This window comes from Siccirubricoccus soli, from assembly GCF_024178315.1.
Classification (GTDB): Bacteria; Pseudomonadota; Alphaproteobacteria; order Acetobacterales; family Acetobacteraceae; genus Siccirubricoccus; species Siccirubricoccus soli.
The window spans coordinates 1-20,544 of record NZ_JAMZIK010000205.1 but is presented as its reverse complement, the minus strand read 5'-3'; the positions used below and the strand labels follow the sequence as shown (position 1 = coordinate 20,544).

At 71.4% G+C, this 20,544-nt stretch carries 24 protein-coding genes; 8 read left to right on the top strand and 16 right to left on the bottom strand.

Annotation, left to right across the window (positions count from 1 at the left end; genetic code table 11):
* Positions 1-197 (bottom strand): hypothetical protein (locus tag NJ376_RS25955; protein WP_252956269.1); only part of this gene is annotated, 197 nt, incomplete at its 3' end.
* A gap of 162 nt (positions 198-359) precedes the next feature.
* Here NJ376_RS25955 and NJ376_RS25950 point away from each other — a divergent pair.
* From NJ376_RS25950 to NJ376_RS25930, 5 genes are all read left to right on the top strand, one after another.
* Positions 360-1,145, top strand: coding sequence for a DUF1217 domain-containing protein (locus tag NJ376_RS25950; protein ID WP_252956268.1), 786 nt, complete (start codon positions 360-362; stop codon positions 1,143-1,145).
* A gap of 345 nt (positions 1,146-1,490) precedes the next feature.
* Complete coding sequence (locus NJ376_RS25945; RefSeq protein WP_252956267.1) at positions 1,491-2,669, top strand: phosphoserine transaminase; 1,179 nt, start codon at positions 1,491-1,493, stop codon at positions 2,667-2,669.
* Entirely contained in the window at positions 2,669-4,255 is a 1,587-nt protein-coding gene (serA, locus tag NJ376_RS25940; protein WP_252956266.1) for a phosphoglycerate dehydrogenase, read from the top strand. The genes NJ376_RS25945 and serA overlap by 1 nt, the downstream gene beginning before the upstream one ends.
* A 156-nt stretch (positions 4,256-4,411) precedes the next feature.
* Complete coding sequence (locus NJ376_RS25935; protein ID WP_252956265.1) at positions 4,412-5,377, top strand: tripartite tricarboxylate transporter substrate binding protein; 966 nt, start codon at positions 4,412-4,414, stop codon at positions 5,375-5,377.
* 15 nt (positions 5,378-5,392) lie between these two features.
* Positions 5,393-6,487, top strand: a complete 1,095-nt coding sequence (locus NJ376_RS25930) for a mandelate racemase/muconate lactonizing enzyme family protein (protein WP_252956264.1) — start codon at positions 5,393-5,395, stop codon at positions 6,485-6,487.
* A 2-nt stretch (positions 6,488-6,489) separates the two neighbouring features.
* Here the strand turns inward: NJ376_RS25930 and NJ376_RS25925 are convergent, their stop codons facing one another.
* Complete coding sequence (locus NJ376_RS25925; protein WP_252956263.1) at positions 6,490-7,284, bottom strand: enoyl-CoA hydratase; 795 nt, start codon at positions 7,282-7,284, stop codon at positions 6,490-6,492.
* Between the two features lie 74 nt (positions 7,285-7,358).
* On the opposite strand from NJ376_RS25925, the gene NJ376_RS25920 reads away from it, so the two are divergent.
* Positions 7,359-8,444 carry a Zn-dependent alcohol dehydrogenase gene (locus tag NJ376_RS25920; protein WP_252956262.1) on the top strand — a complete coding sequence of 362 codons (1,086 nt, stop codon included), beginning with the start codon at positions 7,359-7,361 and terminating at the stop codon, positions 8,442-8,444.
* A 15-nt stretch (positions 8,445-8,459) separates the two neighbouring features.
* Here the strand turns inward: NJ376_RS25920 and NJ376_RS25915 are convergent, their stop codons facing one another.
* The 6 genes from NJ376_RS25915 to NJ376_RS25890 all read right to left on the bottom strand — a co-directional run bounded on the left by NJ376_RS25915 (position 8,460) and on the right by NJ376_RS25890 (position 14,091).
* Positions 8,460-9,035: a hypothetical protein gene (locus NJ376_RS25915; protein WP_252956261.1), complete on the bottom strand. Its 576-nt coding sequence runs from the start codon at positions 9,033-9,035 to the stop codon at positions 8,460-8,462.
* A gap of 239 nt (positions 9,036-9,274) precedes the next feature.
* Entirely contained in the window at positions 9,275-10,423 is a 1,149-nt protein-coding gene (locus NJ376_RS25910; protein WP_252956260.1) for an OmpA family protein, read from the bottom strand.
* A gap of 641 nt (positions 10,424-11,064) precedes the next feature.
* A complete protein-coding gene (locus NJ376_RS25905) occupies positions 11,065-12,099 on the bottom strand; it encodes an OmpA family protein (RefSeq protein WP_252956259.1) in 1,035 nt (344 codons plus the stop codon).
* Between the two features lie 179 nt (positions 12,100-12,278).
* Positions 12,279-13,397: a 5-(carboxyamino)imidazole ribonucleotide synthase gene (locus NJ376_RS25900; RefSeq protein ID WP_252956258.1), complete on the bottom strand. Its 1,119-nt coding sequence runs from the start codon at positions 13,395-13,397 to the stop codon at positions 12,279-12,281.
* Complete coding sequence (purE, locus tag NJ376_RS25895) at positions 13,394-13,894, bottom strand: 5-(carboxyamino)imidazole ribonucleotide mutase (protein WP_252956257.1); 501 nt, start codon at positions 13,892-13,894, stop codon at positions 13,394-13,396. The genes NJ376_RS25900 and purE overlap by 4 nt, the downstream gene beginning before the upstream one ends.
* Complete coding sequence (locus NJ376_RS25890; protein WP_252956256.1) at positions 13,891-14,091, bottom strand: YdcH family protein; 201 nt, start codon at positions 14,089-14,091, stop codon at positions 13,891-13,893. Before NJ376_RS25890 ends, purE begins: the two co-directional genes overlap by 4 nt.
* A 141-nt stretch (positions 14,092-14,232) precedes the next feature.
* Here NJ376_RS25890 and NJ376_RS25885 point away from each other — a divergent pair, with 141 nt between their 5' ends.
* Positions 14,233-14,400 carry a YdcH family protein gene (locus NJ376_RS25885; RefSeq protein ID WP_252956255.1) on the top strand — a complete coding sequence of 56 codons (168 nt, stop codon included), beginning with the start codon at positions 14,233-14,235 and terminating at the stop codon, positions 14,398-14,400.
* 121 nt (positions 14,401-14,521) lie between these two features.
* Here NJ376_RS25885 and NJ376_RS25880 read toward each other — a convergent pair whose 3' ends face one another.
* Entirely contained in the window at positions 14,522-15,100 is a 579-nt protein-coding gene (locus NJ376_RS25880; protein WP_252956254.1) for a DUF1013 domain-containing protein, read from the bottom strand.
* 128 nt (positions 15,101-15,228) lie between these two features.
* Between NJ376_RS25880 and NJ376_RS25875 the strand changes: the two genes are divergently transcribed.
* A complete protein-coding gene (locus NJ376_RS25875; RefSeq protein ID WP_252956253.1) occupies positions 15,229-15,426 on the top strand; it encodes a DUF1192 domain-containing protein in 198 nt (65 codons plus the stop codon).
* Between the two features lie 225 nt (positions 15,427-15,651).
* On the opposite strand, the gene NJ376_RS25870 is transcribed toward NJ376_RS25875, so the two are convergent.
* From NJ376_RS25870 to NJ376_RS25840, 7 genes are all read right to left on the bottom strand, one after another.
* Positions 15,652-16,128 (bottom strand): Hsp20 family protein, encoded by a 477-nt coding sequence (locus tag NJ376_RS25870; protein ID WP_252956252.1) that lies wholly within the window; start codon positions 16,126-16,128, stop codon positions 15,652-15,654.
* Positions 16,129-16,325: 197 nt separating this feature from the next.
* Entirely contained in the window at positions 16,326-16,553 is a 228-nt protein-coding gene (gene rpmE, locus NJ376_RS25865) for a 50S ribosomal protein L31 (protein WP_252956251.1), read from the bottom strand.
* Positions 16,554-16,709: 156 nt separating this feature from the next.
* Entirely contained in the window at positions 16,710-17,036 is a 327-nt protein-coding gene (locus NJ376_RS25860) for a hypothetical protein (RefSeq protein ID WP_252956250.1), read from the bottom strand.
* Between the two features lie 20 nt (positions 17,037-17,056).
* The gene (locus tag NJ376_RS25855) at positions 17,057-17,713 is read right to left on the bottom strand and encodes an ABC transporter ATP-binding protein (protein WP_252956249.1); all 657 of its coding nucleotides are present in this window, start codon (positions 17,711-17,713) and stop codon (positions 17,057-17,059) included.
* Complete coding sequence (locus NJ376_RS25850) at positions 17,706-18,473, bottom strand: ABC transporter ATP-binding protein (RefSeq protein WP_252956248.1); 768 nt, start codon at positions 18,471-18,473, stop codon at positions 17,706-17,708. Before NJ376_RS25850 ends, NJ376_RS25855 begins: the two co-directional genes overlap by 8 nt.
* The gene (locus NJ376_RS25845) at positions 18,470-19,459 is read right to left on the bottom strand and encodes a branched-chain amino acid ABC transporter permease (protein WP_252956247.1); all 990 of its coding nucleotides are present in this window, start codon (positions 19,457-19,459) and stop codon (positions 18,470-18,472) included. Before NJ376_RS25845 ends, NJ376_RS25850 begins: the two co-directional genes overlap by 4 nt.
* Complete coding sequence (locus NJ376_RS25840; RefSeq protein ID WP_252956246.1) at positions 19,456-20,391, bottom strand: branched-chain amino acid ABC transporter permease; 936 nt, start codon at positions 20,389-20,391, stop codon at positions 19,456-19,458. The genes NJ376_RS25845 and NJ376_RS25840 overlap by 4 nt, the downstream gene beginning before the upstream one ends.
* Between the last annotated feature and the right edge of the window lie 153 nt (positions 20,392-20,544).

Genomic DNA, 20,544 nt, shown 5'->3' with positions numbered 1-20,544 from the left:
ACGGCGGCCAAGCGCGCCACCGGCGCGACCGCCAAGCGCAGCACCGCCGCGGCGAAGCGGACAAGCGGCACGACGGCCAAGCGCGGCAGCACGCGCGGCGGCAGCAGCAGCGGCAGCAAGGGCCGCGGCACCGGTTCCCGCAGCCGCAGCAAGGAATAGGCACGGCCCGGGGCGCCGCGGCGCCCCGGGACCGGCATGGCGCCGCCCGCTTGCGCCCGCGGGCGGCGCCGCCTGCTTCAGCCTTCCTTCATCTTTCACGGGCAGGCTGCGCCATCCGTCGTGGATGCGAGGCCTGCCAGGATGCCCTCGGCAAAACCCCAGCCCTGCCCGCGCGCCGTGCCGCGCCGTCATTTGCCGCCATGCAGCTGAGCGCGATCCTGGCCAGCGCCCTGTTCGGCGGCAGCGCCAGCAGCACCGCCAGCGGGGATGCCACCTCCGCCCTGCTCGCCCTGAAGCGGGCCCAGACCGACACGGCCGAGGCCAAGGGGATCGCGGCGGAGCAGAAGGACCCCGTCACCATCACCGCGCTGAAGCAGTTCGACACCGCCCTGGCCAAGGCGAAGGACGTCAACGCCGCGCTGAAGGACCCGCGCATCCTCAAGGTGCTGCTGCCGGCGCTCGGCCTCTCGGACCAGCTCGCCTATCCCGGGCTGGTGCAGAAGGCCCTGACCGCCGACCCGAAGGACACCAAGGGGCTGCTCGCCAGCCTGGACGGCCGCTTCAAGGCCGCGGCCCAGACCCTGGACCTGAAGGCCAAGGGCCTCGACGGGCTGAAGGACCCCGCCACCATCCAGAAGCTGAAGGACGGCTTCCTGGAATACCAGTACAAGGCCGGGCTGGACGAGCAGAACCCCGGCCTCTCGGATGCCCTCTACTTCATCGAGAATGCCGGGGCGGAGAGCAACATCTACAACATCCTGGGCAACTCGGTGCTGCGGCGGGTGGTGACCGGGGCGCTCGGCCTGCCGGATGCCATTGCGGTGCAGTCGGTGGAGGCGCAGGCGCGCGCCATCACCAGCCGGCTGAAGCTGGCCGATCTGCAGGACAGCCGGAAGGTCCAGCTCCTCGCCCAGCGCTATGTCATGGCGCGGGCAGATACCAGCGCCGGCACCGCCTCCAGCCCTCTGCTCTCGCTGCTGGCCTGAGAGAAGACGCGGCGGGTCCCGACGTTCCGCGCCGGGTCGGCGTTGCGGCTGCGTGCCTGAGCGCCGGCACCATACCGGCCGCGCGAAATGCTGACCGATGTCGGTCCACGGGCGCGCGGCCGATATGTCCCTGATTCCGGCGCGCCGCCGCCACACCAACCCTGCGCGCGATACCCGGTTGGGAGAGTCAAGACTCTCCGAGCCGGGTATCAGTCGGCATCCGCACGGCCGGCATGTCCTTCCGCCCGACTCATCGCGCTTGATTCCCGTGATAGGCTGGCCTAGCTCCTTCCCCGGGCCACGCCCCCCCACCGGGGCGCATTCGCTTCTGGAAGGGAGCATCGCATGGCAATCGCCACGAAGCCGGAGCTGCGTCCGGCCAACCCCTGCTTTTCCTCGGGTCCCTGCGCCAAGCGTCCGGGCTGGACGCTGGAAGCCCTCTCGGGCGCGCTGCTCGGCCGCAGCCACCGGGCCAAGGAGCCCAAGGCGCGCCTCGCCGAGGTGATCGAGCGCTCCAAATCCATCCTCCGCATGCCGGAAGACTGGCGCCTCGGCATCGTTCCCGCCTCCGATACCGGCGCGGTGGAGATGGCGCTCTGGTCCCTGCTCGGCGAGCGGGGCGTCGATATCCTCGCCTGGGAAAGCTTCTCCAAGGAATGGGCGACGGACATCACCAAGCAGCTCAAGCTGCCGGATGCCAAGGTGATCGCCGCGCCCTATGGCCAGCTGCCGGACCTCGCCGCCGCCGACTGGTCGCGCGACGTGGTCTTCGTCTGGAACGGCACCACCAGCGGCGTGCGCATCCCGAATGGCGAGGCCATTCCGGCGAACCGCGCCGGCCTCGCGATCTGTGACGCGACCAGCGCGGCCTTCGCCATGGAGCTGCCCTGGGACAAGCTCGATGTCGTCACCTGGTCCTGGCAGAAGGTGCTGGGCGGCGAGGCGGCACATGGCATGCTGGCGCTCTCCCCCCGCGCCGTCGCCCGGCTGGAGAGCTACACGCCCGACCGGCCGCTGCCGAAGATCTTCCGCCTGACCAAGGGCGGCAAGCTGATCGAGGGCATCTTCAAGGGGGAAACGATCAACACCCCCTCCATGCTATGCGTCGAGGATGCGCTGGATGGCCTCCGCTGGGCCGAGGGCATCGGCGGGCTGCCGGCGCTGGTCACGCGCTCCGAGGCCAATCTCGCCGCCGTCGCCGCCTGGGTGGCGAAGACCCCCTGGGTCGATTTCCTGGCGGAGGTGCCGGAGACCCGCTCCTGCACCTCCATCTGCCTGAAGATCGTGGCGCCCTGGTTCCAGGCCCTGGACGCGGACGCCCAGGCGGCGGTGGCGAAGCAGCTTGCCACACTGCTGGAGAAGGAAGGCGTGGCGCTGGATGCCGGCGCCTATCGCGACGCACCGCCGGGCCTCCGCCTCTGGGGCGGCGCCACGGTGGAGACCCGGGACCTCGAGGCGCTGCTGCCCTGGCTCGATTGGGGTTTCGCCCAGGTCGCGGCCGCGCATGGCAAGGCGGCCGCCTGATGCCGCGCGTCCTCATCTCCGACAAGCTCTCCCCCGCCGCGATCGAGATCTTCCAGCGGCGCGGGATCGAGGTGGAGTTCAAGCCGGGGCTGGCCCCGGCCGAGCTCCGCGCCATCATCGGCGAGTTCGACGGCCTCGCCGTCCGCAGCGCCACCAAGGTGACGCGGGAGCTGCTGGAGGCGGCGCCGCGGTTGAAGGTGGTGGGCCGCGCCGGCATCGGCGTGGACAATGTGGATGTCACCAGCGCCACCGCCCGTGGCGTGGTGGTGATGAACACGCCCTATGGCAACGCCATCACCACCGCCGAGCACGCCATCGCGATGATGTTCGCGCTCGCCCGGCAGATCCCGGAGGCGAGCGCCAGCACCAAGGCGGGGAAGTGGGAAAAGAACCGCTTCATGGGCGTCGAGCTGTTCGGCAAGACGCTCGGCCTGATCGGCTGCGGCAATATCGGCTCCATCGTCGCCAACCGGGCGGTCGGGCTGCACATGAAGGTGGTGGCCTTCGACCCCTTCCTCTCCGACTCCCGCGCGCTGGAGCTGGGGGTGGAGAAGGTGGAGCTGCCCGCGCTGCTGGAGCGGGCGGATTTCGTCACCCTGCACGCGCCGCTGACCGAGCAGACGCGCAACATCCTGAGCCGGGAGAACCTGGCGAAGCTGAAGAAGGGCGCGCGGCTGATCAACTGCGCCCGCGGCGGGCTGGTGGATGAGGCGGCGCTCTACGACGCGCTGAAGTCGGGCCACCTGGCCGGCGCGGCACTCGACGTGTTCGAGGTGGAGCCGGCGACGGAGAGCCCCCTCTTCACGCTGGAGAATGTGGTCTGCACCCCGCATCTCGGCGCCGCGACGGCCGAGGCGCAGGAGAACGTCGCCCTGCAGGTGGCCGACCAGATGGCCGACTACCTGCTGACCGGCGCCGTCTCCAACGCCATCAACATGCCGAGCGTCACCGCCGAGGAGGCGCCGCGCCTCAAGCCCTATATGGAACTCGCGCGGCTGCTGGGCGGCATGGCCGGGCAGCTCACCCTGGCGCAGGACAGCTCGCTGAAGGCGATCCGCGTGGAGTATGAGGGCGCGGTGGCGGAGCTGAACCGGCGGCCGCTGACCGCCGCGGCGCTCGCCGGCGTGCTGGGGCCGATGCTGGGCGCGGTCAACATGGTGAATGCCCCGGTGATGGCGAAGGAACGCGGCATCGCCGTGGCCGAGACGGTGCATGAGCGGCGCGGCGACTATGCCTCCCTGCTCCGCATCACCGTGGTGACGGACCGGCAGGAGCGGAGCGTCGCCGGCACGCTGGTGGGCGACGCCAAGCCGCGCCTGGTGGAGATCAAGGGCATTCCGGTGGAGGCGGATTTCGCGCCGGACATGCTCTATGTGACGAACCAGGACAAGCCGGGCTTCATCGGCCGCTTCGGCATGGTGCTGGCGAATGCCGGCATCAACATCGCCACCTTCCACCTCGGCCGCGCCGCGCCGGGGGGCGATGCCATCTGCCTCGTCGCGCTGGATGGGCCGATGCCGGAGCCGGTGCTGGCGGAAGTGCGGACGCTGCCCCTGGTGGTGCAGGCGGCGCCGCTGCGCTTCTGATGCACGGCCCGGAACGTCCCGACGTTCCGGGCCGGCTGTCACGCGCAGGCTGGCGTGCCGGCTGCGCGCCAGGAGGACATGCCGGCGGGCGCCCCTTGCCCGGCCTTCCGTGACGCGTAAGCTCCTCCCCGGGCGACAGACCCGGGGAGGAAGCGCATGCAGCGACGCATACTGGCCGCGGCGGCGGCGGGGTTGCTGCTGCCGCGCGGGCTCAGGGCGCAGGCCCTGGGCGGCGGGCGGACGATGCGGATCATCGTGCCCTATTCGCCGGGCGGCGCGACGGATGCCCTCTCCCGCTTCCTGGCGCCGCGGCTGAGCCGGCTGCTCGACCTGAATGTCGTGGTGGAGAACCGCGCCGGCGGCAACAGCATCGTCGGCACCGAAGCGGCGCTGCGCGCGGCGCCGGACGGGTTGACCCTGGCGATGATCGACCTCGCCTTCGTGGTGAACCCGGCCATGTATGCCAGCCTGCCCTATGACGCGCAGCGCGACGCGGCGCCGGTAGGGCTGGTGGCCAGCGCGGCGCAGGTGCTGCTGCTGCACCCCTCGGTGCCGGCCCGTAACCTGGGCGAGCTGGTAGCGCTGGCCAAGGCGCGGCCGGGGCAACTCTCCTTCGGCTCGGCCGGGGCCGGGACCGCGGTGCGCATCGCCGGCGAGCAATTCCGCATGGCTGCCGGCATCGAGATCCTGCACGTCCCCTATCGCGGCGGCGGGGAGGCGCAGGCGGCGATCGCCTCGGGCGATGTCAGCATGATCTTCTCCGGCGAGGCCCAGGCGAAGGTGATGGCGGAGTCCGGCCGCGTCCGGCCCGTCGCCATCACCGGCCCGCGGCGCGGCCGCCGGATGCCGGAGGTGCCGAGCTTCGCCGAGGCGGGATTCCCCGAGGTGGATGTCGTGACCATCAACGGGCTGATCGCCCCCGCCCGCACCCCGCCCGCCGTGGTGCAGCAGATCAACGCCGCCATGCTGCAGGCGCTGCGGGAGCCCGAGCTGGAGCAGCGGCTGCTCGAGCTCGGCTTCGAGATCGTCGCCAGCACGCCGGAGGAATTCGCCGGCTGGACCGCGCAGCAATTGCCGAAATGGGAGGCGCTGGTGCGCAGCGCCGGCATCCGGCCCGAGTGAAAGGATCCTGCCCCGATGACGATCAAGTCGGTCACCGCCCTGCCGCTCGCCCTGCCCCTGCTGCCCGGCAGTTCCCGTCCCAATTTCGCCGGCCGCCTCCTGGACGAGGCGCGGATGATCCTGGTGCGCGTCGAGACCGCCGACGGGGTGGTGGGGTGGGGCGAGACCTTCAGCCACCTCGCCTGGCAGCCGGCCCATGCCGCGCTGCGGGAGGTGGTCGCGCCGCTGGCGGTGGGGCGGGAGGAGGGCGACATTGCCGGGCTCTCGCTGGAATTGCAGCGGATCCTGCATCTCTTCGGCCGCAGCGGCGCCATGCTCTACGCGCTCTCGGGGCTGGAGATCGCGCTGTGGGACATTGCCGGCAAGCGCGCCGGCAAGCCGATCGCCGAGCTGCTGGGCGGCGCGCGGCGCCGCAGCCTGCCCGCCTATGCCAGCCTGCCGCGCTATGGCGACCCGGCGACCGTCGCCCGCTACGCGGCGGAGGCGGCCGGGCGCGGCTATGGCTCGGTGAAATTGCACGAGATCGGTGCCGCGCAGGTCGCCGCCGCCCGCGCCGCGGTGGGGCCGGCGGTGGCGCTGATGATGGACACCAACTGCCCCTGGACGGTGGACCAGGCCCTGGCGGTGGCCGAGCAGGTGCGGGGGCAGAAGCTGCTCTGGCTGGAGGAGCCGGTCTGGCCGCCGGAGGACCGCGATGGGCTGGCGGAGGTGCGGGCCAAGGCCGGCATCGCCATCGCCGCCGGGGAGAATGCCGCGAGCCCGGAGGAATGCATCGCCATGATGGAGCGCGGCGCGGTGGACACCATCCAGCCCAGCGTCACCAAGATCGGCGGCATCGGCGCCTGGATGCGGGTGGCGCGGGCGGCCGAGGCGCGCGGCATCGGGGTGATGCCCCACTGCCCCTATTTCGGCGCCGGCTTCCTCGCCACGCTGCACATGGTGGCGGCGCTGGAGGGCGAAAGCCTGGTGGAGCACATGTATTACGACCTGGCCGCCAGCCCCTTCGCCGCCGCCATCCAGCCGCGGCAGGGCAGCTTCGCCCTGCCGGAAGGCCCGGGCCTCGGCTGCGAGCCGGACCCGGAGGTGCTGCGCCGCTACGCCGCGGCGTGAGGTCAGCGCCCCTTGAACACCGGCGGGCGCTTCTCGACGAAGGCCCGCAGCGCCTCCTTGTGGTCCTCGGTCTCGCGGCAGCGCATCATGCCGAAGGCCTCGGCCTGCAGCGCCTCGGCCAGGGTGCCTTCCTCCGCCACCTTCATGTTGCGCTTCATGTAGCGCCAGGCGACGCGCGGGCCCTGGCCGAGCTGCCGGGCCAGCGCCAGCGTCTCCTCCCGCAGCCGGTCGTCGGGCACCAGCCGGTTCACCAGGCCGAGCTTCTCCAGCTCGGCGGAACCGAGCTTGGCGCAGGTGAAATACAGCTCCCGCGCCTTGGCCGGGCCGACCAGCCGGGCGAGGAAGTAATGCCCGCCGAAATCGCCGGAGAAGCCCATATTGGCGAAGGCAGTGGTCATCCGCGCGCTCTCGCCGGCGATGCGCATGTCGCAGGCGAGCGCGAGCGACATCCCCGCCCCGGCCGCCACGCCGTTCCACATCGCGATGGTCGGCTTCGGCATCTCATGCAGCAGCCGGCTGCATTCCATGCGGCCCAGCAGCTCATCCGCCCCGGCCTCGGGCGTGGCGGGCGGCGGCCTGAGCCCGCTGGCCCGGGCCTTCATGTCGCCGCCGGCGGAAAAGCCGCGCCCCGCCCCGGTCAGCACCACGCAGCCGATCTCGGGATCGGTCGCCGCCGCCTGCAGCGCCTGCACCATCTGCCACATCATGTCCATGCCGAGGGCGTTCAGCACCTCCGGCCGGTTCATGGTCAGCAGCAGCACCCCATCGAAGCGCTCCTGCAGCAGCTCCTCGGCCATGGCGTTCCCCTCATTCCTCTCGTCGCGCGGATGCTAGGTGGTAAGCTTTCCCGAACCAAGAGGGAGAGACCGCCATGAAGGCCGCCGTGCTGCACGAAGCCAACCAGCCTCTGACCATCGAGGAGGTGACGCTGCAGAAGCCGAAGGCGCGGGAGGTGCTGGTGCGCACCGCCTATGCCGGGCTCTGCCATTCCGACCTGCATTTCATCGAGGGTCTCTACCCCCATCCCATGCCGCTGGTGCCCGGCCATGAGGTGGCGGGCGTGGTCGAGGCAGTGGGCAGCGACGTCACCTATCTGCAGCCTGGCGACCATGTGATCGGCTGCCTCTCGGTCTTCTGCGGCGCCTGCCAGCAATGCACCTCCGGCCGCACCGTGCTGTGCGAGAACACCGAGGTGAAGATGACGCCCGGCATGTCCCGCCGCCTCTCCTGGAAGGGGGGCGAGGTCATGCACCAATTCCTCAACCTTTCCGCCTTTGCCGAACAGATGCTGGTGCACGAGAACGCGCTGGTGAAGATCGACAGGGAGATCCCGCTGGACCGCGCGACGCTGGTCGGCTGCGGCGTCATCACCGGCGTCGGCGCCGTCATCAACACGGCGCGGGTGCCGGCGGGTTCCACCGTCGCGGTCATCGGCTGCGGCGGCGTCGGGCTTTCCGCCATCAACGGCGCGGCGCTGGCCGGCGCCTCCCGCATCATCGCGCTCGACACCCTGGCGGAGAAGCTGGAGCTGGCGCGCGAGCTGGGCGCGACCGACACCATCCTGGTGGGCAATGACGACCCGGTGCAGGCGGTGCGGGACCTGACCCAGGGCGGCGTGGAATACAGCTTCGAGGCGCTAGGGCTGAAGAAGACCGCCGAGCAGAGCTTCGCCATGCTGCGCGCCGGCGGCACCGCCACCATCATCGGCATGGTGCCCTTCGGCCAGAAGATCGAGCTGCACGGCTTCGACTTCCTGCGGGAGCGGAAGATCCAGGGCTCCTCCATGGGCTCCAACCATTTCCGCACGGACATGCCGCGCCTGCTCACCCTCTGGCAGCAGGGGCGGCTGAAGCTGGATCACCTGATCAGCAGCAAGCTGACGCTGGCCGAGATCAATGAGGGCTTCGCCCGGCTGAAGGGCGGGCATGTGGTGCGGCAGCTCATCGAATTCGCCTGAGCCGCCGCCCGAGCGTTACCGCCGGCGGTTCTCCAGCCGGCGGAACTCGGCATAGACCGCGTTGGCCGCTTCCGCTGTGCGGGGCAGGCGCGGCAGCGCCGCCAGGCGTTGCAGCGTCACCAGCGGCCCGGCGGCGAAGGCCGGGCTGCTCAACGCCGCCTCCGCCGCGGCGCGGCGGCCGCCGCGCAGCGCATCATGGACGCGGCGCATGGCGGCGATGACGAGCTGCGGCGCCGTGCCGGAGGCGATGCCGAGGAACCCGCGCATCTCCGTCCGCGCGGCATCGAGCTGAACCTGCACCAGCGGGTCGATCTCCGGCGCGTAGATCGGGTTGGTCGCAACCTCATTCGCCAGGAATTCGAGCTGCTCCACCGCCAGCGCCGCGCGGGCCGGCTGGCCCTGCCAGCGGCTGGTGTCGCCCAGGTTCTGCGGTGCGTAAAGCGCGGCGCCGCGCACCGGATCGCCGAAGCCGTACAGGTAGTCGCCCACCGGATCCGCGGCGCAGGCCACGAGCAGCAGCGGCAGGGCGAGGAAACCGCGCCGGGCATGCCAGCGTTCCGGCGGCAGGTCATTGCAACGGAGTGTGTCCATGCGTGGTATCCTGCTGTGGCTGCTGGGCCTGCCGATCCCGATCATCATCCTGCTCTACCTGTTCCATGTGATCTGACGGCAGCGGCCGGACGTGAAAAGGGGGCGCCGCGAGGCGCCCCCTTCCAATTCTGCCGAAACCCTTCCCGCGGCGCCAAGCCCGCGGGAAGGGTTTCGGCAAGCCGGTGACCTGCTGATCCGCTCCGTTCGCCGGAAGCCCGGCGAACGGAGCGGGCAGGACACTACCGCAGCACGAACTCGACGCGGCGGTTCTGCGGCTCCCGCACCCCGTCCGCCGTCGGCACCAGCGGGCGGCTTTCGCCGAAGGCCGTCACGCTGATCTCGTTGCGGCCGATGCCGCGGGCCACCAGCTCGTTCGCCACCGCATCGGCGCGGCGCTGCGACAGGCGCTGGTTGTACTGCGGCGTGCCGGAACGGTCGGCATGGCCGGCCACCTCGATCCGCGTGGTCTGGACGCGGCGGGAGTTGGTCGCCGCCTCGCCGATGATCTCCCGCGCGCGGCTGGTGAGGTCGGCGCGATCCCAGTCGAAGAACACCAGATAGGTGCGCGCCGGCGCCGGCGCCGGGGCGACCGGCTGGGCGACGACGGGCGGCGGCGGCGGCGGCGGCTGGAACAGCGCGTAGCGCAGGCCGAGCATGACGGAGTGGTTGTAGTTGTCCGCCTCGATCCGCCCGGCCCGGACGATGGCCCCGGCCGGGGTGCTGACGGTGGTGAACAGCTCGGGCTGCAGCGTGCCGAAGAAGCGGTACTCCGCCGTCAGCGTCAGGCCGCGGACGCCCACCCAGGTGAGCGGCGTGGCGACGCCGACGATGGCCTGGTAGGCGAACTGCCCGTCATCGTCGTTGGAATGGATGACGAGGCCGTTGGCGCTCTGGCCGCGCAGGTTCTGCCAGTCCGTCCAGGCATAGCCGGCGCCGATACCGACATAGGGCTGGAAGATGCTCTGGCCGAGGCCGAAATTGGCGAGGTCGAAATCATAGAAGACGTTGACCATCGCGCCGTAGGTGCGCTGGAAGCCGCCGGTCCGGCCCACCGGGGCCAGGCCGAAGCCGCGGATGCTGTCCACCTCGTTCTCGCGGAAATTGCCTTCCAGCTCGGCGCGGAAGCCGTTGCCGAAGCCCCAGCCGATGCTGACGACCCCGCCCCAGCCGAACTCGAAATTCGCCTTGCCGACATTGTCGACGCGGACATTCTCGGGCAGGCCGAAATTGCCGGTGACCGTGTTACCGGAGATGTCGAACTTGGACGGGTTGTTGATCCAGTTCCCACCGGCACCGACGCCGATATAGAGGCCGCTCACCGGCTGGGCGCTGGCGAGCGTCGGGGCGGCGAGCAGCGTCGTCGCCAGAAGGGCCCGTTTGAGACTCATGCCAAATGTTCTCCATACTGCCGGCGCCGGCTGCGGCGGGAACCGATGCCGCTGCGCAAGGCGCCGAGCCTCCAACGCCTGCGGCGGCTGTGGTTCACTGACCTGAAACCGAAGCCGCAGACTGTGGCAGCCAAGCCACAGGCCGGATGACGGGGGTGACGCGCGCAGCGGGCCCGGGGCGAGGGCCGGGCTGCTCCCTTCGCCCGCCCCGGGCGGGGCAATGCCCCGCGGGTGCCATCCTGCGCGCCGCCGCGCGGACATAAAACGTCTTTATTTCAATACTTTGCAGTGACCGCCGGGGCGTCGCCGCGGCGGTGTCCGGACGCCGGATACAATCCCTGCCGCTGCGTTGGGGCCGTGGTCAGGCAGGGCTGGCTGCATATGCTTTCATGCAACTCGCCCCTGCCACAGCGCTGCCGCGGAACATTCACCCGTGCTCACCGGGCCGGGGGCGGGACCGCCGGGGCCGGCCTCAAGAAAAAGTGTGCGGCACCCGATCGAACCACTGGCCGGATCGGGCACCGCCGCCCGGCATCGGCCGCCGGCCTGTCCCGCGGCCCCACCTCCCCCGCCACCGTGCAGGCATAAAAAAGGGGCGCCTTGCGGCGCCCCTTTCCGAAACCCCGAGGGTCGTGTTGCGCTTAGCGCAGAACGATCTCGACGCGGCGGTTCTGCGGCTCGCGCACGCCGTCGGCCGTCGGGACCAGCGGGCGGCTCTCGCCATAGGCCGTGACGGAGATCAGGTTGCGGGCAATGCCACGGCGCACCAGCTCGGCCGCCACCGCATCGGCGCGGCGCTGCGACAGGCGCTGGTTGTACTGCGGCGTGCCGGAGCGGTCGGCGTGACCGGCCACCTCGATGCGCGTGGTCTGCACCTGCGGCGCCGCGGCCGCCGCCTCGCCGATGATCTGCCGGGCGCGGTCGGTCAGGTCCGCCCGATCCCAGTCGAAGAACACCAGATAGGTGCGGGCCACGGTCGGGGCCGGCGCGACCGGCGGCGCGGCGACGACCGGAGCCGGGCGCGGCGCGTTGAAGGCGTAGCGAACGCCGAGCAGCACGGAGTGGTTGTAGTTCGTGCCCTTCACGGTGACGCCGGCGGTGCGGAACTCCGGATCCAGCGTGCCGTAGAAGCGGTACTCACCGGTCAGGTACAGGCCCGGGACATAGGCGCCGAGGCTGTAGGCCGCGCCGGCGATGCCCTGATAGGCGAACTGGCTGTCGGTGTCGTGCACCGTGGTACCGGCGATGCGGATGTTCTTCGCCTCGACCCAGCCATAGCCGACGCCCACGCCGAGATAGGGGCTGATCGGGCCACCGAGCTGGAAGTCGTAGAAGGCGTTCACCATCACGCCGTAGTTGTTGAGGTAGCCGCCGGAGGCGACCCGGGCGCCGCCCGGGCCAGTGGTGCGCTCGATCCCGTTCTGGCGGAAATTGCCCTCGACCTCGGCGCGCAGGCCGTTGCCGAAGCCCCAGCCGATGGAGGCGAGGCCGAGGCCGCCGAGGCCGTCATTCTCGTACTTGGTCTTGCCGGAGACGCCGTTGGCGTTCCCGGTGCTCTCCTGATGGAGGTTGAGGCCGGCGCCGGCGCCGACATAGAGGCCCGAGACGGGCTGGGCCTGCGCCGCCAGCGGCAGCGCCAGCACCGTCGCGGCCAGAAGGGCCTGTTTGAGGTTCATCCTCGCAATCTCCTCGCATTCATCGACGCGATCAGCGTCCGTGCCGGCGCCATCTCTCAGCGCGGTCGCAGGGCTGCGTCCGGACACAACCTAACATCGCGGCCTGTTGTTGACAGCCTGGGTCGAGGTGATTCCGCACCGATGTGGCGTTGCTGCCACAGGGTGTCATGGCAAATACGTCACAGGCCGTCCAGGAGACTCGCTTCCGGCAATTGCGCCAGGGAATCCCTCGGAAACAGCCGATTGGCATGCCCCAGCTTGCGGCCCGGCCGGGCCTCTCCCTTGCCGTAGAGATGCGGCACCACCCCCGGCATGGCCAGAAGCCGGGGCCAGAGCGTCATCCCCTCCGGCCCGACCAAATTTTTCATCACGGCGTCGTGATGCCGGGCCGGGCTTGCCAGGGGCAGGCCGGCCACCGCGCGCACATGCTGCTCGAATTGGCTGGCGGCGCAGGCATCCATCGTCCAATGGCCGGAATTATGCGGCCGCGGCGCGATCTCATTGCCCAGCAGCGTGCCGTCCGGCAGCAGGAACAGCTCCAGCGCCAGCACCCCGACGAGGCCGAGCGACTCGGCAACCGAAACCGCATGCGCCCGCGCCCGCGCACCGACATCCTGCGGCACCCGGGCCGGGGCGAAGCTGAGATCGAGGATATGCCGGCGATGCCGGTTCTCCACCGCGTCATAGACCGCGGTCCGGCCATCCTCGCCGCGCGCCACCACGGCGGAGAGCTCCGCGACGAAGGGCACGAAGGCCTCGAGGATCAGCGGGTGCGGCGCCAGCCGGGCGAAGGCGTCCCGCGCCTCCGCCTCGCTCCGCAGCAGCGCCTGGCCGCGACCGTCATAGCCGAGCCGCGTGGTCTTCAGCACCGCGGGCAGGCCGATCTCGGCGAGCGCCGCCAGGAGCGCCGCCTCCGACTCGATGCCGCGCCAGGCGGCGACCGGGACGCCGGCGCGTTCGAGGAAGGCCTTCTCCGCCAGCCGGTCCTGGCAGACCCGCAGCACCTCCACCCCCGGGCGGCAGGGGGCCAGCGGCGCCAGGGCCGCGAGCGTCGCGGCCGGGACGTTCTCGAACTCGAAGGTCACCACATCCACGGCGGCGGCGAAGCGGGCCAGCGCCGCCGCATCCTCATAAGGCGCGACGGTATGGGCGGCGGCCACCTGCATGCCCGGCCCGTCCGGCTCCGGCGCATAGACATGGCAGCGATAGCCGAGCCGGGCCGCGGCCAGCGCCGACATGCGCCCGAGCTGCCCACCGCCCAGGATGCCGATGGTCGCCCCCGGCGGCAGCGGGGTCATGCCGGCGTCTCCGGCACGCCGGCAGTCTGCGCCGCCCGCCACTCGTCCAGCCGGCGGGCCAGGGCGGGATCCGCGAGGGCCAGGATGGAAGCCGCCAGCAGCCCGGCATTGATGGCGCCGGCCCGGCCGATGGCCAGCGTGCCCACCGGCACGCCGCCCGGCATCTGGACGATGGAGAGCAGGCTGTCCATGCCCTTCAGCGCATGGCTTTCCACCGGCACGCCGAGCACCGGCAGCGGCGTCATCGCCGCCGCCATGCCGGGCAGGTGGGCGGCGCCGCCGGCGCCGGCGATGATGACCTGCAGCCCGCGGCCGCGGGCGGATCTGGCGTATTCCACGAGCCGGTCCGGGGTGCGGTGGGCGGAGACCACCTTCGTCTCATGCGGCACGCCGAGCTTCTCCAGCGTCTCGGCGGCGTGGCGCATCGTCTCCCAGTCGGAGCGGCTGCCCATGATGATGCCGACCAGCGGGCCCGGCTCCGGGGTGTCGATGCTCATGCGATGATGTCCGGCAGCAACCGGCTTTCCAGCCAGGCGATCTCGTCCTTCAGCTTCAGCTTGCGCTTCTTCAGCCGCTGGACCTGGAGCTGGTCGCTGCGGTCGCCCTCCAGCCGGGCGATCACGGTGTCCAGGTCACGGTGCTCGCTCCGCATCTCGTGCAATCGGCGCAGCAGGGATTCACGGTCGTCGAGCATCGGGCGGGGGGCTCGGGCGCTGAAGGAAAGGATACAATCCGGCTGGGGGCGCCATTACCATGCGAGGGCGCGGACGCAACAGTGCGCCGTCGCCGGCTGCCTGGATCCGCGCCCAACGCCCAAGTGAAGGGAGAACGCTGCATGCCTGAAGCCCCGAGGCTCCGTTCGCTGGAGGAGCGGCACGCCGCGCTGGAGCGCCAGATCGACGAGGAGGATGCGCGCCCCCGGCCCGACGATGCAGTGCTGACCCGGTTGAAGCTGGAGAAGCTGCGGCTGAAGGAGGAGATGGAGCGGCTGCGCAAGGGCTGATCCCGGCCCCGGCGGCGGGGGGGCGCCCCGCCCGGGCCCGCGCCGGTCATCGTTCTGCCGCGGGCGGCGGCCGCCCCCGCCCCGGGGCCCGCGCCAGGCGGTACCGCGGGCCGGCGGGGGATTATGCCGCGGTCTCTTCCGCCGGGTCGGGATAGGGGGGCGGCAGCGGCGCGCCGGGCGGCCGGTCCCCGGCCGCGGCCAGGGCGGCGTTCAGGTCCGATTGGGTGCAGAGGCCAAGGATCACCGGATCCCGCGGCTTGATGTTGGCGCTGTTCCAATGCGTCCGGTCGCGCACCTTGGCGATGGTTTCCTTGGTGGTGCCGAGCAGCTTGCCGATCGCCGCATCGGTGAGCTGCGGGTGGTGCCGCAGGATCCAGGCGATGGCGTCCGGCCGGTCGTTGCGCTTGGAGACGGGGGTGTATTTCGCGCCCTTGCCGCGGGATTTCGGCACCGGCAGGGCGGAAGGAGCAAGCTGCAGCCGGGCATTCGGATCGGCCTCGCAGCGGGCGATCTCCTCCCGTGTCACCTGGCCGTTCAGCACCGGGTCGTAGCCGATGATGCCCTGCGCCACCTCGCCATCGGCGATGGCCTGCACCTCGAGCGGATGCATGCCGACGAAGTCCGCGACCTGCTCGAAGGTCAGGGACGTCTTCTCGATGAGCCACACCGCGGTGGCCTTCGGCATCAGGGGCTGGGTCATGGGATGAACCTTCCGGGCGGCGGGACTGGCGGGCCACCCCCGTCGCGGCTTTGGCGTGGCATATAGAGGCGGCGCCGTGGCGGGTCAAAGCCCGCAATGGCCCGCATGCCCCGGACCGGGAGGGAGGGATGGCCATGATCGAGGAGGAACGCCCGAAGCCGCCGCAAGGCTTCACGCCCGCGGCACTGGACGCCTGGGGGGTGGAGGAGATGCGCCACTACATCGCCCGGCTGCGGGCGGAGATCGCGCGGGTGGAGGCGGCGATCGAGGCGCGGCAGGCGCAGCGCGGCGCCGCGGACGCGCTGTTCCGCCGGCCGGAGGGGTAATCCATATCCCCACGAAGCCGCTGCGCGGCTTCGTGGGGGCCCCGGAGTCACTAAGGGCCGGAGGTTTCGCACAGCCCTCCACGGCAAAGCCACGGCAGGGCAACGGGTGGCGGCAGATCCAGGCAAATGCATCAAGGGCCAGATGCGCACGCAAAAAAGGCCGGCGGGGTCTCCCCCGCCGGCCGGCCAGGGCCCCGTCGTGACCGGGGCCCCTTCCCTCGCGGCTCAGGCCGCCTCGGCCTGCGGCGCCTCGCTGTTGTCGGCGAGCTGCGGCTGCGGCTGGCGGGTCTGCACCTCGATCCGGCGGGGCTTCAGCGCCTCCGGCACCACGCGCTTCAGGCCGAGGCGCAGCAGGCCGTTCTCCAGGCTGGCGCCCTCCACCACGATGTGGTCGGCGAGCACGAAGCGCCGCTCGAAGGCGCGGCCGGCGATGCCGCGATAGAGGAAGGAGCGGCCCTCCTCCGGCTGCGGCGCGCGGCCGGTGATGGTCAGGACGTTGTCCCGCGCGACGATCTCGAGGTCCTGCTCGCCGAAGCCGGCGACGGCCATGGTCAGGACGTAGCTGTCCTCACCGGTCTTCTCGATATTGTACGGGGGGTAGCCATTGGCGTCGGGCGCGGTGCGCGCTGTTTCCAGCACGCGGGCCAGCCGGTCGAAGCCGATGGCGGTGCGGAACAGGGGAGAGAAATCGAAAGCATTCATGGCCGAGGAACCTCCTCATCGGAAGCAAGGTTCGGTTGATCCGGCGGTCCGGCCCGCATGGCCCCAACAGGGCACCACGCGGCGGCGGCAACCGCGCCAGGAACCCCGATCGGGCGTCCCTGACAGCCATGGAATTAGAAAGCGCCGCTCCCGGGTCAAGGGGGGCGGCGCCGCGGAATCGCGTGCGGGGGCGGCGACTACTTCTTGCGGATGCCGAGGCCCGCGAACTTCTTGTTGAACTTCGCCACCTGCCCGCCAGTGTCGAGCACCCGCTGCACGCCGGTCCAGGCCGGGTGGGATTTCGGGTCGATGTCGAGGCGGATCGTGTCGCCAGGCTGGCCGTAGCAGGACCGGGTCTTGAAGGTCGTGCCATCGGTCATGGTGATGGTGATCTCGTGGTAGTCCGGGTGGATGTCGGGCTTCATGGCGTGCTCATGCGATCTGGTGCCGCCGATACCGACCGGCCGCAGGAAGCGGGCCGTATAGGGGAAGGGGGAAAGGGGCGCAACCGCGAGGGCGGTCGGCCATGGCGGATCCGCCGCCAAGGGCCGAAGGCCCGGCCGCGGCGGCCTCCCGGGCCGCTACCGCCGGTGCCGGTGGAAATGGTGATGGTGCGGCCCTGCCCAACCATGCCGGCGCCACCAGAAATCGCGCCGCACGCCGAAGCGGTAGCTCGGCCCCCAGTACCAGGGATCGGGGGCGAAATAGCCGGGGCCGGCCCAGGCATAGGCATAAGGCGACGGCGCCCAGGCCGTGGCGCCCGGAGCCCAGGCCGGGCCGTGATCCCATTCATGCGGCGCCAGGGTGGCATAATCCGGCCCCGGGCCCGCCCCCCGCGGCGTCCCGCAGCCGGGCAGCGCCAGCACCAGGCCGGCCAGCAGTGCCATGCGGAGCGGGGCTGTGCCCATGCGGCATATATGGGGTGCCGTCAGGCCGGCAGGATCTCCCCGCGCTCGATAGTGAAGCTGCGCTCCACCAGGGGCCGCAGCAGCTCCGGATTGCTCTCGGTGATGAGGATGGCGACATCCGGCAGCGCCTGGTGCAGCCGGCTCAGCGTGTCGGCGTAGCGCAGCGCCAGCGCCGGGGCGAGGCCCTGGAAGGGCTCGTCCAGCAGCACGGCGCGGGTGCCGACCATCAGCGCCCGGCCAAGCGCCACCATCTTCCCCTGCCCGCCCGAAAGCCCCGCGGCGCGCCGCCCGGCGAGGTCCTTCAGCTCCGGCAGCAGGGCGAAGACGGAGTCCAGCCGCCGCGCCACCTCCGGCCCTGGCAGCTTCAGCACCTCGGCCGGCAGGGTCATGTTCTCCCGCACCGAGAAGCGGCCGAAGAGCCGCCTCTCCTCCGGCGCATAGCCGATGCCGAGGCGCGGGCGGTGATGCGCCGGAACGCCCGTGGCATCCCGTCCGTCGATGACGATGCGCCCCTCCCGGAGCGGCAGCAGCCCCATCATGGCGCGCAGCGTGGTGGTCTTGCCGGCGCCGTTGCGGCCGATCAGCGCCACCCGGCCGCCCGGCGGCACCATCAGATGGACGCGGCGCAGCACCGGCACCCCGGCGATCTCCACCGAAACTCCGTGCAGCTCAAGCATGCGTCTCGATCCCGATCACCTCGCGCCGCACCCGCGGATCCGCCAGCACCTCCGCCGGCGGGCCGAGCGCGGCGATGCGGCCCTGGGACCAGACCGCGACCCGGTCGGCGAAGCGCGCCACCACATCCATGTCGTGCTCGACGAAGACCGCGGTGACGCCAGTCTCCCGCAGCACCCGGACCAGCGTCTCCACCACCTTCATCTTCTCCGCCGCGGCGACGCCGCTGGTCGGCTCGTCCATCAGCAGCAGGCGAGGCTCCAGCGCCGCCGCCATGGCGATGTCGGCCAGCTTGCGGGCGCCCTCGTTCAGCGCATCCGCCCGGGCATGGGCGACGCCGAGCAGGCCGAAGCGCTCCAGCAGCGCCTCCGCCTCCTCCTGCCACTCGGGCCGCAGCAGCCGGCGCCAGGGGGACCAGAGGCCGGCGCGGGCGGCGATGGCCAGGGTGGCATTCTCCAGCACCGTATGCTCGGTGAAGAGCTGCGGCAGCTGGAAGCTGCGGCCGATGCCGCGGCGGACGATGGCGCGCGGCTTCAGCCCGAGGATGGACTGGCCCTGATAGGCGATGCTGCCGCCCTGAGGCTTCAGATAGCCCGTGGTCATGTTGATGAAGGTGGTCTTGCCCGCGCCATTCGGGCCGATGATCGCCAGGAACTCGCCCGGCAGCACGTCGAGGTCGATGCCGTCGGCCGCCTTCACCCCGCCGAAGGCGAGGCGGAGGCCGCGGGCGGAGAGCAGCGGCGCCATCTCGGGGGCCCTCATGCCGCGCGCCCCTTCAGCCGGGCGGAGAGGATGCCCCAGACCCCACCCGGGGCGAAGAGGATGACGGCTAGCAGCACCGCGCCGAGGATCATCTGCCAAGCATCGGCAACGGCCGCGGCGGCATAGACCCGCACCAGCTCGAAGGCGGTGGCGCCGAGGAAGGGGCCCAGCGCCGAGCCGGCGCCGCCGAGGATGGCGATGAAGACCAGCTCGCCCGAGGAGGTCCAGTAGGCCAGCAGCGGGGTGACGTGACGGCTGGTCATCGCCACCAGCGTCCCGCCGACGCCGCCCATCAGGGCGGAGAAGCCATAGGCGAAGAGCAGCACGTGCCGCGCCGGCACGCCCATGAATTCCAGCCGCGTCTCCCGCGTCTTGATGCCCTTCAGCGCCTGGCCCATGGGCGAGGCGAGATAGGCCCGGACCAGCAGGCCGAAGACCAGGGCCAGGCCGAGGGCGAGGCCGAACATCAGCCATTCCTGGGTCTCGCGCGGCGGCTCCGTGCCCGCGAAGGTCAGGCGGGCGACGCGGATGCCGTCCGTGCCCTTGGTCAGGGCGTAGAGCTTCTCCAGCAGCGAATAGAGCACCATGGAGAGGGCGAGGTTCAGCATGCCGAAGAAGATGTCGCGGTAGCGCACGACGAAGAGGCCGACGACCAGGCCAAGCCCGAGTGCGATGGCGCCGCCGAGCGGCACCAGGATCAGCACCTCGGGCACGCTCGGCGCCAGGAAGGCGACGGTGTAGGCGCCGGTCGCCAGGAACATGGCATGGCCGAAGCTGACCTGCCCCGCCCGCAGCAGCAGCAATATGCCGAGCACGGCGATGCCCTTGGCGAGGGCGATGGTGAGGATGAAGCGCAGCCAGGGGACCGCCCAGGCGACGAGGATGAGGGCGAGGGCGCCGCCGATGGCCAGCGCCAGCTCCAGCCGGTGCCGGCTGCCGGGCGGGGCGAGGCGGCCGGCGCCGGTGCGAGAAGCCTGCCCGCTCATACCCGCCGCGTCTCCGGCACGCCGAACAGGCCCTGGGGCCGCACCAGCAGCACCGCCACCATGATGATATAGGGCACCACCACCTCGAATTCCGGGGCGAAATAGACGGCGGCGCTGCGGCCGAGGCCGATCAGCAGGGCGCTGACCGCCGCCCCCTCGATCTGGCCGAGGCCGGCGGTCGCCACCACGGCGAAGGAGAGCACGATGGTCTGCGCCCCCACCCCCGGCACCAGGGCGGTGGTGGGGGAGGCGAGCGCGCCGCCGAGCGCCGCCAGCGCCGCGCCGAAGGTGAAGGTCAGCAGGGTGACGCGGGTGGCGTCGATGCCCATGGCCATCGCCGCCTCCTTGTCCGTGGTGACGGCGAGGATGACCCGCCCGGTCAGGGTCCGCCGCAGGAACCAGGCCAGCGCCAGCAGGGTGAGCAGGGCGAGGCCTGGCAGGACGAAGAGCTGGTAGGCGGTGAAGGGGATCACATCCTCGCCGAAAGGCACGTCCACCGTGCCGAGCAGCTTCATCGGCCCGTCATTGGAGACCGGCTGCACGCCCCAAATCAGCTTCTGCACATCCTCGAGGATCATGAAGAGGGCGAAGGTGACGAGGAGCTGCAGCGATTCCTCATGGCCGTAGATCCGCCGCAGCACCAGCCGCTCGATCGGCGGGCCGAGGATGAGGCCGACCAGCGCCGCGGCCAGCAGCAGCGCGGCATAGCCGGCCCAGGCCGGCAGGCCGCGCGCGGCGAAGAACAGGCCGAGCGAGGCGGCGGCATAGGCGCCGATGGCGAAGAGGCTGCCATGCGCGACATTGACGATGCGCAGCACGCCGAACACCAGGTTCAGCCCCACCGCCACCAGGAAGACCAGCCCGGCATAGGCGAGGCCGTCCAGGACGGCGAGGCCGAGCAGCAGCCCGTTCTCGGTGAACCATTCGGTCACGTGCACTGGTCCTTGTGAGGAGTGTTCAGGAGCGCACGGCGGTTCCGGGCGATGCCGCTGCTCGGCCCGGCCGGGGCGGCCGCCCGCCGCGGCACCGCCAGGCCGGGGCCGGCGATGGCGGGGCCTGCCATCGCGGGCGGGACGCGCCGATGC

Bases quoted from the DNA above. Each gene is read 5' to 3' on its own strand.
- NJ376_RS25950 (WP_252956268.1), top strand. From the start codon at position 360: ATGCAGCTGAGCGCGATCCTGGCCAGCGCCCTGTTCGGCGGCAGCGCC.
- NJ376_RS25945 (WP_252956267.1), top strand. From the start codon at position 1,491: ATGGCAATCGCCACGAAGCCGGAGCTGCGTCCGGCCAACCCCTGCTTT.
- serA (WP_252956266.1), top strand. From the start codon at position 2,669: ATGCCGCGCGTCCTCATCTCCGACAAGCTCTCCCCCGCCGCGATCGAG.
- NJ376_RS25935 (WP_252956265.1), top strand. From the start codon at position 4,412: ATGCAGCGACGCATACTGGCCGCGGCGGCGGCGGGGTTGCTGCTGCCG.
- NJ376_RS25930 (WP_252956264.1), top strand. From the start codon at position 5,393: ATGACGATCAAGTCGGTCACCGCCCTGCCGCTCGCCCTGCCCCTGCTG.
- NJ376_RS25925 (WP_252956263.1), bottom strand. From the start codon at position 7,284: ATGGCCGAGGAGCTGCTGCAGGAGCGCTTCGATGGGGTGCTGCTGCTG.
- NJ376_RS25920 (WP_252956262.1), top strand. From the start codon at position 7,359: ATGAAGGCCGCCGTGCTGCACGAAGCCAACCAGCCTCTGACCATCGAG.
- NJ376_RS25915 (WP_252956261.1), bottom strand. From the start codon at position 9,035: ATGGACACACTCCGTTGCAATGACCTGCCGCCGGAACGCTGGCATGCC.
- NJ376_RS25910 (WP_252956260.1), bottom strand. From the start codon at position 10,423: ATGAGTCTCAAACGGGCCCTTCTGGCGACGACGCTGCTCGCCGCCCCG.
- NJ376_RS25905 (WP_252956259.1), bottom strand. From the start codon at position 12,099: ATGAACCTCAAACAGGCCCTTCTGGCCGCGACGGTGCTGGCGCTGCCG.
- NJ376_RS25900 (WP_252956258.1), bottom strand. From the start codon at position 13,397: ATGACCCCGCTGCCGCCGGGGGCGACCATCGGCATCCTGGGCGGTGGG.
- purE (WP_252956257.1), bottom strand. From the start codon at position 13,894: ATGAGCATCGACACCCCGGAGCCGGGCCCGCTGGTCGGCATCATCATG.
- NJ376_RS25890 (WP_252956256.1), bottom strand. From the start codon at position 14,091: ATGCTCGACGACCGTGAATCCCTGCTGCGCCGATTGCACGAGATGCGG.
- NJ376_RS25885 (WP_252956255.1), top strand. From the start codon at position 14,233: ATGCCTGAAGCCCCGAGGCTCCGTTCGCTGGAGGAGCGGCACGCCGCG.
- NJ376_RS25880 (WP_252956254.1), bottom strand. From the start codon at position 15,100: ATGACCCAGCCCCTGATGCCGAAGGCCACCGCGGTGTGGCTCATCGAG.
- NJ376_RS25875 (WP_252956253.1), top strand. From the start codon at position 15,229: ATGGCCATGATCGAGGAGGAACGCCCGAAGCCGCCGCAAGGCTTCACG.
- NJ376_RS25870 (WP_252956252.1), bottom strand. From the start codon at position 16,128: ATGAATGCTTTCGATTTCTCTCCCCTGTTCCGCACCGCCATCGGCTTC.
- rpmE (WP_252956251.1), bottom strand. From the start codon at position 16,553: ATGAAGCCCGACATCCACCCGGACTACCACGAGATCACCATCACCATG.
- NJ376_RS25860 (WP_252956250.1), bottom strand. From the start codon at position 17,036: ATGGGCACAGCCCCGCTCCGCATGGCACTGCTGGCCGGCCTGGTGCTG.
- NJ376_RS25855 (WP_252956249.1), bottom strand. From the start codon at position 17,713: ATGCTTGAGCTGCACGGAGTTTCGGTGGAGATCGCCGGGGTGCCGGTG.
- NJ376_RS25850 (WP_252956248.1), bottom strand. From the start codon at position 18,473: ATGAGGGCCCCCGAGATGGCGCCGCTGCTCTCCGCCCGCGGCCTCCGC.
- NJ376_RS25845 (WP_252956247.1), bottom strand. From the start codon at position 19,459: ATGAGCGGGCAGGCTTCTCGCACCGGCGCCGGCCGCCTCGCCCCGCCC.